The organism is Acinetobacter sp. YH01006 (genome assembly GCF_013420445.1).
GTDB lineage: Bacteria > Pseudomonadota > Gammaproteobacteria > Pseudomonadales > Moraxellaceae > Acinetobacter > Acinetobacter pseudolwoffii.
Genome location: NZ_VOYB01000039.1, coordinates 1 through 9174, shown reverse-complemented (window position 1 = coordinate 9174; position 9174 = coordinate 1). Strand labels below are relative to the sequence as shown.

Sequence of the window (9174 nt, the reverse complement as noted above, 5' to 3'; positions counted from 1 at the left end):
CCTTGAATGCATATTCAAGTGCGCTTATGTTAGGGATGGTTTCCCAGGATGATGGTATTGGATTAATGAGCGTTACTGAAACACTAGACAGCAAAATTAAAGCCCAGGAAGAAAAGCTGAAACAGCTTAAAGCTCAAAGACAAGCAGCACTTGCAAGAGAACGTGCTAAAGAGAAAGAACAGGCTCGTAAAGATGATACTAGACGCAAAATTCTAATCGGATCTTGTATGCTAAAAATCACTGAAGAAGATGAACAGGCCCGGGCAAAATTGATTGCACAGATGGACAAGTATTTGACTGATGAACGTGATCGTAAGCTCTTTAATTTATAAGTGATAGGAAATCAATCATGGCATTGAGCCAATTCGATATTATTAAGTCTTTAGGTGAATCTATTGAATGGTTTGAAAAAGAACTCTCTTGGGGAATGCCTATTGCAGAATTAAGGTATTTAACAGGAAGAATTGGGGAACTTTATGTAGCTATGATGACCTTAGGGCAATTAGCTGATTCAGTTAATCAGAGAGGTTATGATGTAGTTTCCAGTACTGGACAAAGAATTTCTGTTAAGACTGTTACTACAGCAAGTCATGTCGATTTTAATCTTAAAACGATTGAGTTAGTGGACAGAATTATTGTTTTAAGAATTAACCCAGAGGACCTCTGTATTGAAGTAGTCTATGACTTAAATATGGAGCAGTTTCAGGCTAAGTCACGAGAATACAAAGGGAAATATATTTTAGGTATTTATAACAAAATATTTTTAGCTAATTCAAAAATAAATATAGGGTTAAATATTCCTACTGAAACAGAACTGAAAGTTGAAAATAATCATGGGCTATTGATTTTAAATAATATTTTTTATGATGGATATGAGATAAAACAATATGAAAATGCAAAAATTGAAGTTTATAAGGATGGTGAAAAACAACCATCAGCTAAAGAAATTTTGAGGCAGATAGCCCTCCCTTTAAATGTCTCTTTAAATAATTCAGCCGGAAATCCTAAAAATACTCAGCAATTAGGGGATCATGTGATCAAGGCAATAAAGAACTTTAGATCAACCTGATTTCGCATAAGAGATTTTATGTTAAACACCACATTAAAAGAGGTGTTTAAAAATTGAAGGCCAGTCAAAGGTAGGCCTTTAATTTTTATTATAATTTTATTCTAAATTTAGAATATTCAGCAGCCTGAGCCATAATGAATTTTTTTCTAAAACTGCTGTATTGGGAGTATCCGATCCATTAATTACACGAGTATTAGAAGAAGTAATTTCAGAATATCTTATTGAGGAAATAACTTGGTTTTGAGGATGACTGTTACTCCCTTTATTTACTTCAGCTAACTTAATTTTAAGATCACCTCTGCCCTTGAGGTAAGGATATATATCGAGCATTGGAAATTTTTTACCTACATTATGCTCAGCAATAAAAAATAATTGAGGCTCAGGCAAGAAATTTGCTGGAAACGTAATCATACTTTTACTATTTAGATTAATTGTTTGATTGAATTTTGGATCAATTAGATAGTATTTTAATTCAGGATTAAAAGGCAACGCACTACTAGCGACTGGAAAGTAGCGAAATACACCGCTTCCTTTACTAACCTTATCTAAAACAATATACAAAGTGTGGCCTTGATATTCAGGCTCAATTTTGACTACTTTTTCGAACTTTAAATTGCCTTCAATCGACTGCTTTCCTGTCGTTGGTTCAAAAAAGATCTGTTTAAGTTGCTCATTCATTGGAATTAAAACGTCAGCTACTAGCTGACCTCTTGTGGTACTACTATTTACAATAGGTACAGGTTTATTAACCTCAGCTTTCCAGCAAGTAATTGTTGAACATAAAGTGAAATTAGAGATATTAATCTCACCCTGATCATTATTGCTAGAAACAGCCAGACTTACTCTCAAACGTGACATCTTATTTTCTTGATTACCCTTATATTTTTCTAAATTTTGTGGTGTAAGCGGGGGGGAAGTAGCAAAAATAGATGTTGAAGATACCAGTAGAGTTAATACAAAGATTTTTTTCATTTTTATGGAATCTTAATAGAATTAATATTATACAAATTATGAGAAATCTAGTCCTTAAAAGGACTAGAAATTGTAATTAAACCCAGTTTTCTAACTTTAATCCATCTATACGCTCAAATTCCTTGATGTTATTTGTGACTAATACAACATCTAAAGCTAGGGCATGCGCTGCAATTAGCATATCCAAACTACCAATTATTTTACCTGTAGATTGTAGATCTTGACGTAGTTTTGCGTAATGCCAGATTGCTTTCTCATCGTAAGATAAAATATCTAAGGGTGATAAAAACTTGTTCAATGCCTGTTTGTTACGCTCAGAGCCAGATTTTTCAACGCCAAAAGCTAATTCGGATGCTGTTATGCTTGAAATCGCAAGCTGACCAAGCTGGTATTGTTTAAAGCGTTCAAAAACATGCTCTGGCTTATGATTGATCACATAGATACAAATATTTGTGTCTAAGAGGTAAATCATTTGAAATCCTCACGTACCTGTTCGCCCTGATCTGCCCGTTCTAACTTGAATCCAACTTCAAACTCGTTTAGAGCTTCTAGCATTACATCCCAAGGATTATCGATAGGCATCAATAACACACCACGTCCAAAACTTTTAATCGCTACTTCAGTACCATTAAAACGAAATGCTTTAGGTAACCTAACGGCTTGACTTCGACCTGTTTGAAAGACTTTAGCAACTTCCATTTTTTATCTCCTAATAGGATAGGTATCATTGATACATATCTTATCATTAAATAATTTGTAGCGTGTGATTTGTTGTAATTGGTGAATGACTTTAATCCATATTCTAGATGCCTATCCAGGCCTCATCTAAAAGTACAGAGCATAAAAAACCCCGGCATCCTGCCGGGGTTTTTCGTATGGGTTCGCTCAGTATAACTCCTGTCGTACCTTACAGTCCTTGTGCGTATCGTTGTTCTTATTATTGTGTAGAACTTCCTGTTCCTGATGAATCCATCATAAAAAAATTTCAGGCACCTGGACAGCCGCAAAGGGCCGGAATTATTGTGAGCATATGCGTACAAGACCGGCTAAAAAATGTCCCAGGTTTATCCGCAGAAATTGGGGATAATTTCATATCCTGGAATCTTGATAACGAGGAAAAATGCCAAAATTGAGCGTTTTTTAGCCGGTTCTATTGGCTAAACATTACAAATTTGCTTAAAAAACCCACGAGTTATTAAATCGTGTGTTTTTTGATCTTTTTGATTTCGGTTTTATTGATTTAAGTATTTGATAAATAATAACTTTTAAAAATGCATTTCGTATAACCTCCATTATGTTAAATAACTTTTAGAAGCTTTAGTACAAGCTTGACAGATTGTCTTATCATTATAAAATAACCTTATTCAAATCATCCTCCCAAGAGTAACGCCAATGAAGTAAGTCATTTTCTCATCATTATTTTTAAACTTTTGATGTGCAAAATAGATTCTACTTGTGGCTATATATTCTTGGTCTCTACTTTATATCCTAAATAATATATTGTTTTTTATAAGTTAATCTTCACTATTTTGCATATCCTCTACATGAGGAATTTTTTATGCAACATGCATGTATTGCTTCAAACTTAAATTTAGAATTTTCTACACAGAAAATGTTTGATCAGCTAAACATTACGCTTTTATCAGGACAGGTTTCTGCATTAATTGGACGTAATGGTTTAGGTAAATCCCTATTGTTCAGAATATTAGATCAAAGCCAAGCTTTAGATATTCATTATAGTGGTCAAGTTTCATGGAATATCCAACATGATTATTTGGCACAATTAGAACGCCTTAATGCTGAAAATATTGCACAAGCATTAGAGGTAGATCATTTACATCATGCTTTTCGGCGTATAGAGAACAATACAGCTAGTTTTGATGATTATGAGTTAGTTGAAAATACCTGGGATTTACCACAAAAATGGCAAAATATACTTGAAAATGCTGACTTACCTACGGATTTGAACTTTCCAACAGAAAAACTGAGTGAAGGACAAAAAACAAAGCTGGCTTTATGTCGTTTGTTTTTAAAAAAGGATCACTATCTACTTTTAGATGAACCAAGCAACCATTTAGACTCAACATCTAGACAATGGTTAATTGAGAGTATTTTGGCACACCCTAGTGGTGTATGCCTGATTAGTCATGATCGCCAATTACTCAATCAAGTCCAACATATTTATGCTTTAACTGAATTAGGCTTACAACACTACAAAGGTAATTATGAGCATTACATTCAACAGCATCAGCTACACATGGATGCATTAACTCAGTCTATTAATAATGAGAAAAAAGAATTAAAGCAGTTAAAACAACGGCAACATGATAGCTTAATGAAAGCGAATAAACGTCAATCTAAAGGCAATGAACTTCGTGATTCTAATTCTCAAGCAAAGATTTTTCTAGATTTCAAAAAGGAAAATGCTGGACAAAGCTTAGGTAAGCTACGTGCCCAACAAACTCGACAAACTGATGATTTGAAAAATAGTCTGATTAATAGGCAGACCATTGTAGAAAAAATCAAAGCTCAGAAGTTTGAATTCCACTTACAGAGTACGAAGCAAGGAGAGATTTTAAGAATTCATGATTTAAAGCTACCCCATACAGCAACAAATAAAATTAATTTTGCATTGAAAGCTGGCGAAAAAATCCATCTTAAAGGTGCTAATGGAATTGGTAAATCAACCTTATTGAAATTGATTTCTACCCATCAACGTGATGATATTTTCTTTAGTGGAACATGTTTGTATTTAGATCAAAACTTTAGTTTATTAAATAATGATTTATCCGTAATCGAAAACCTTGCACTTTATAACTCCAATCTTACTGAAGTTGAGTGGAGAAATTTGTTAGGTCAGTTACGTATTCGTCGTGAAAAAGCTTTATTAAAACTATCAGAACTGAGTGGTGGTGAAAAATTGAAAGTCGCATTATTAGCAATGAGTCACTATCCTGATGGTATTGATTTATTATTGCTTGATGAACCAGAAAATCATTTAGATATTGAGTCTAGAGAGCTTCTATCGCAGGCTATTAGCCAATATCAGGGCGCTGTAATTTTAGTTTCACATGATCATTTTTTTGTTGAACAGTGTGAAATATCTGAAGAGTATTTAATTGAGTAAAATGACATTTTCAAATATATAGATTTATTAGTTCTACTAAAATTAACATAATACACCTTATACGAAATGCGTTATAATTCTCTTGAAAATTCAACGCTGTAGTTCCTAGTTGATAGCCCGAACATCCCTGTTCGGGCTTTTTTTGTGATTTTTCACGTTCCACGCCTATTATTTAAGCAATATTTCACGACTTTATTCAGTTTTAATAAACATCATCCGGTTTTTTGGTGAGTCATTATTTCATTGCTGGCAATGAAATTGGCTCATCAAAAAATTGGAGTCCTGGTTAACCATACGGAAGGAAAAAACGGCTCAGGAAGCCTCTCTTTTTAGGTTCAGGTTCAACGTGTTCTGGGACAGGGATACGTTTGTTCTCTGGAGTAGTCAATCCGTCATCTTTAGGTGGAACGACTATTACCTCTTCCTTCATTTCTACAATGGGAGCTGATTGAGGGAGTTCGAGTTCACTAGGGTCTTGAATCTTTGGTTTGGGTGCTTCCAGTAGACGTTGCATCGTCTCAATTTGATTTTGATAAAAGGATTCACGCTCTTTTGCATCATCAAGCTGATTTTTCAGCATGTCTATCTGTTGCCTAAGTAGTAAAAATTCTGCCGAATTTGGACTGTCTATTTTTACAGACTCTTTTACATCTAGTTTTTTTGAAGGTTCGCCAAAAACACGGATAGCTTCAGCCAGATCAATTTTATTATCAGAATTTTTACTTAAAATTCCTTTCTTTATGTTGTTGTAAATCGTTTGTCTATTGATATTGTAAAGCTTAGAAAGCTCAAGAACTGTAAGGCTTTTCATGCTGTAAATCTATGCCTAACTCTGTCAAAAGTTGTTGTCTATTAGACTGCCTAATAGACAAATGATCAAGTATAAATTTTAGGCAGCTTGATAGCCAACTTTTTGAAGATAAGGGAATAATTCTTGGAATTTTTCACTATCTTGAAGCATTTCAGCAATACGTATAGCGAATTGTGGATAGCTTTCTGTACCCTGAGAATACTTACCCATTTCTGGTAGTTCGGAAAGTTTAGTAGCGAATAAGTGGCGTTGCTTATCTGTCATTCTCGAGAACAGATCAGTTGTATTAGGGTCTCTATTAGTTTCTATAGATCGAATAGTTGCTTTCTTTGGCTTAAAGCTAAAAGAAAATCCTGAGATTGAACGACCTTTTTTATGCTGTTCGTATTTAACGGTTATGTCTGAAAATTCGTTGATTTGATCTACTGCAATATCTAAAACACGTCTCTTAAATGCTTCCATTCGAGTGTATTCGTTAACACCTATACCAAGTTGGCTACGAAATTTATTTAATTCATAAACAGGCGTTTTCCCTACAGACTTCCATTGCATTAAGAGCTCATAAAGACGTACTGCATAAACGCTTTTGAAGTCAGCAGTTTTTTTCAAATGATAACTAGTAAAATACTGTTCAAACCCATCTATTTTAGTGACATGTTCAATTACCACACGAGTTAAGGTAACTAAAATTCTTCCTTCACCTTTCCGATAATTAGCATCTTGAATCCAGCGACTTTTTGTTAAAGTTCCATCTTCATTGGTAATCGTAAATTGTCTTTTAAAAAGAGAATCTTCTGCTTCAATTAATGCTAAATAAGCTGCATCTGGAGAAACGTTAAATGCTTTAGCATATCTAAGAGCATTTAATTCTAAAGGTTCATCTGTTGATAAACCTTGTCCAGTCTCACGAGCGTCTACAATTGCGAGCTGAAGTAAACGGGTTTCGCTTAAAGTAAGTGTCTGTAAAGCTTGTACAAGTTTATTAGATTTTACGACTAAGTCTGTCATGTCATTCTATTTAGCAACAATTTTATTGTGTTGCTATAACAACATAATAAATATTTGTTGTCAAATACCGAGGAAACGTTGCTATATAACCGAGGAAACGTTGCTATATAACCGAGGAAACGTTGCTATATAACCGAGGAAACGTTGCTATATAAAGCTTGAAATCCTTATAAATAAAAGGATTCAGTCGAGTTAAAAACATTTAAAAACTTTAAAAATAATTAAAAAAGGGAATTTGAAAAATTGCCCTTGGTTTTCGCTTCGCTCAAACTCTATTGAATCTCGCTTTCGCTCGATTCGTCGGGGCAATTTTTGGTTAATATTTTCGTGACTTTTAGAAAAAGCAAAAGCAACTCGGAATTCGCTTCGCTCATCAGCTTTTTTTTCTCGCTACGCTCGGTTTAGGAATCAAACTTGGAAAGTTCGCACCCATACGGGATGCTCTGCCATGCAGGTGATTGATGGATAGGGAGCTTGTAATCAGGGAAAGGGATGGGCAAATTTTCTCAGTTCGCTCGTAGACACTCGCTCTGTTTAGCGACTCATGCCACGAGATTTCATTTTAGGAGCTTGTTGCTGTGCTTTGAGCTGTTGTTCTTGTCTGAGTTTCATCTGTTGTTCTGCTTTGATCTCATCCACACATTTTTTAATGACTTGATAGGATGGGTATAGAGTCTGGTATTGCTTGGCTTTGGCCGGATGTTGTTGTTGGTACTGCTTCCAGGCATGTTCTTTGAATTTTTCATTTTCCAATAAATCCTTCACACCATGTTTTTTCTGGTGTTCATGCTGACCTTTCAGTTTTTTGTGTTCTTGGTAAATCGCATCACGTTGGGCTTCCCAGGCTTTTTTTCCAAACAGTAAGGGTTTGTTCTGGGTTAATTGGTTGTGTTGATCCACCAGGCTTTGCAATTTGTCATGACTTTGTTTGAGTCCACTTTTCACGATCTCCTGGGCAAGGTGCTGATTGAACTCGTTTTGATGTTTGTGGTGCTTGGTTAGGTTTATTTCGGCTTGTTTGAGATTGCGCTGCATAAAATCCAGGTCTAGATTCGCGTCTTTTGCGCTGATTTCGCGATTTAGCACTTTACCAAGGGTTTCCCTCTGTTTTTCCTCAAATAGGGCTTTTTCGTCAATTGGTGACGTTTTAGCGCTATTTTTGATTTGGGTCTGCTGTTCAGTTTTCAGTGTGCTGAGTTTTATCTCATTTTCAGCAATCAGCAGATCCATATTTTTGCCGTATTGCAGCTGCGCCTGATTTCTCTGTTTGATTTCATCATTACTACGGCTGATTTCGGTCTCAATCCCTTTTCGGCGCAGTTCGGTGACTTTCGGTCCTTCGTGCAGGGTGGCTTCCAGGCCATTCTCCTGGTCTTTGTAGCTGCGGTGGTCGACTCGGGCGGTGTATCCGGCTAGATCCAGGTGCATATTGCAGATATCGGCAAAGTGTTCGCGCCAGTGCTCGATTTCTCCACTGTGTTTCTGATCGAGTTCCCGGGTTTTCTCTGTAAAACCTTCTGGCGTAAGTTTACGTGTGCTCATTAGGATATGGGCGTGATAATTGCGCTCATCACTGCCGGATCCGGTATGCGGTGCATGAATACAGGCATCGACTGCTACCTGATGTCTTTCCACGATGCTGGCACATAATTCTTCGAGCATGGCCAGACGTTGTTCCTGGTTCAGTTCACTTGGAAAGGCAATTTCAAATTCCCTGGCTACAGTCGAGTTTTTTCGGGTTTCCCGTTGTTCAACTTCGTTCCAGAGTTTTTCTCGATTCTTTAAATGCTCTGGTGCGCCTTCTGGTAAATAAATTTCTTTGTATTCCACACCGGTTTTTCGGCTGTAGTCATGTTCTCGGCCTTCACGTTCACAATAGATCTTTTCACCAGCCCGATAGGCGATTGCAGCAGTGGCGGAACGCCCTGCTGATCGTGCTACGGTTTTGACTGAAAAGTGGTAAATCGCCATGCCTGTTTTTCGCTTTTAAATTTTCACGTAGTGAAATACAACCGTGAATACGGTTGTCGGGGTATTGGGGAGACCCCAATCGTACTTGTAAACGAAGTTTGCATAAGTGCGCTCTTCGAGGAAAACATTACTATACATATAGCACCTTGAATGCATATTCAAGTGCGCTTATGTTAGGGATGGTTTCCCAGGATGATGGTATTGGATTAATGAGCG

General features: G+C 36.2%; 9 protein-coding genes. 3 read left to right on the top strand and 6 right to left on the bottom strand.

Going from position 1 to position 9174, the window contains the following annotated elements:
• Window positions 1-65 precede the first annotated feature (65 nt).
• Both FTT73_RS15385 and FTT73_RS15380 read left to right on the top strand, forming a co-directional pair.
• Entirely contained in the window at window positions 66-332 is a 267-nt protein-coding gene (locus FTT73_RS15385) for a hypothetical protein (RefSeq protein WP_006581723.1), read from the top strand.
• A gap of 17 nt (window positions 333-349) precedes the next feature.
• Complete coding sequence (locus FTT73_RS15380; RefSeq protein WP_180191639.1) at window positions 350-1069, top strand: hypothetical protein; 720 nt, start codon at window positions 350-352, stop codon at window positions 1067-1069.
• A gap of 96 nt (window positions 1070-1165) precedes the next feature.
• Here the strand turns inward: FTT73_RS15380 and FTT73_RS15375 are convergent, their stop codons facing one another.
• The 3 genes from FTT73_RS15375 to FTT73_RS15365 form a co-directional block, all read right to left on the bottom strand.
• Window positions 1166-2041 carry a hypothetical protein gene (locus FTT73_RS15375; protein WP_180004266.1) on the bottom strand — a complete coding sequence of 292 codons (876 nt, stop codon included), beginning with the start codon at window positions 2039-2041 and terminating at the stop codon, window positions 1166-1168.
• Window positions 2042-2117: 76 nt separating this feature from the next.
• Complete coding sequence (locus tag FTT73_RS15370) at window positions 2118-2513, bottom strand: type II toxin-antitoxin system VapC family toxin (protein ID WP_180191638.1); 396 nt, start codon at window positions 2511-2513, stop codon at window positions 2118-2120.
• Window positions 2510-2740 carry an antitoxin gene (locus FTT73_RS15365; protein ID WP_005020941.1) on the bottom strand — a complete coding sequence of 77 codons (231 nt, stop codon included), beginning with the start codon at window positions 2738-2740 and terminating at the stop codon, window positions 2510-2512. Before FTT73_RS15365 ends, FTT73_RS15370 begins: the two co-directional genes overlap by 4 nt.
• Before the next feature lie 859 nt (window positions 2741-3599).
• Between FTT73_RS15365 and FTT73_RS15360 the strand changes: the two genes are divergently transcribed.
• Window positions 3600-5168, top strand: coding sequence for an ATP-binding cassette domain-containing protein (locus tag FTT73_RS15360; protein WP_159124549.1), 1569 nt, complete (start codon window positions 3600-3602; stop codon window positions 5166-5168).
• A gap of 286 nt (window positions 5169-5454) precedes the next feature.
• On the opposite strand, the gene FTT73_RS15355 is transcribed toward FTT73_RS15360, so the two are convergent.
• The 3 genes from FTT73_RS15355 to mobQ form a co-directional block, all read right to left on the bottom strand.
• Entirely contained in the window at window positions 5455-5979 is a 525-nt protein-coding gene (locus tag FTT73_RS15355) for a plasmid replication DNA-binding protein (protein WP_180191637.1), read from the bottom strand.
• Window positions 5980-6057: 78 nt separating this feature from the next.
• Window positions 6058-6987 carry a replication initiation protein RepM gene (repM, locus tag FTT73_RS15350; protein WP_000131200.1) on the bottom strand — a complete coding sequence of 310 codons (930 nt, stop codon included), beginning with the start codon at window positions 6985-6987 and terminating at the stop codon, window positions 6058-6060.
• A gap of 534 nt (window positions 6988-7521) precedes the next feature.
• On the bottom strand, window positions 7522-8958 hold the full coding sequence (gene mobQ, locus FTT73_RS15345) for a MobQ family relaxase (RefSeq protein WP_180191636.1): 1437 nt from the start codon (window positions 8956-8958) through the stop codon (window positions 7522-7524).
• Window positions 8959-9174 lie beyond the last annotated feature (216 nt).

What these genes read in the sequence shown, in the direction of transcription:
- FTT73_RS15385 (WP_006581723.1), top strand. Translation starts at nt 66, where the DNA reads ATGAGCGTTACTGAAACACTAGACAGCAAAATTAAAGCCCAGGAAGAA.
- FTT73_RS15380 (WP_180191639.1), top strand. Translation starts at nt 350, where the DNA reads ATGGCATTGAGCCAATTCGATATTATTAAGTCTTTAGGTGAATCTATT.
- FTT73_RS15375 (WP_180004266.1), bottom strand. Translation starts at nt 2,041, where the DNA reads ATGAAAAAAATCTTTGTATTAACTCTACTGGTATCTTCAACATCTATT.
- FTT73_RS15370 (WP_180191638.1), bottom strand. Translation starts at nt 2,513, where the DNA reads ATGATTTACCTCTTAGACACAAATATTTGTATCTATGTGATCAATCAT.
- FTT73_RS15365 (WP_005020941.1), bottom strand. Translation starts at nt 2,740, where the DNA reads ATGGAAGTTGCTAAAGTCTTTCAAACAGGTCGAAGTCAAGCCGTTAGG.
- FTT73_RS15360 (WP_159124549.1), top strand. Translation starts at nt 3,600, where the DNA reads ATGCAACATGCATGTATTGCTTCAAACTTAAATTTAGAATTTTCTACA.
- FTT73_RS15355 (WP_180191637.1), bottom strand. Translation starts at nt 5,979, where the DNA reads ATGAAAAGCCTTACAGTTCTTGAGCTTTCTAAGCTTTACAATATCAAT.
- repM (WP_000131200.1), bottom strand. Translation starts at nt 6,987, where the DNA reads ATGACAGACTTAGTCGTAAAATCTAATAAACTTGTACAAGCTTTACAG.
- mobQ (WP_180191636.1), bottom strand. Translation starts at nt 8,958, where the DNA reads ATGGCGATTTACCACTTTTCAGTCAAAACCGTAGCACGATCAGCAGGG.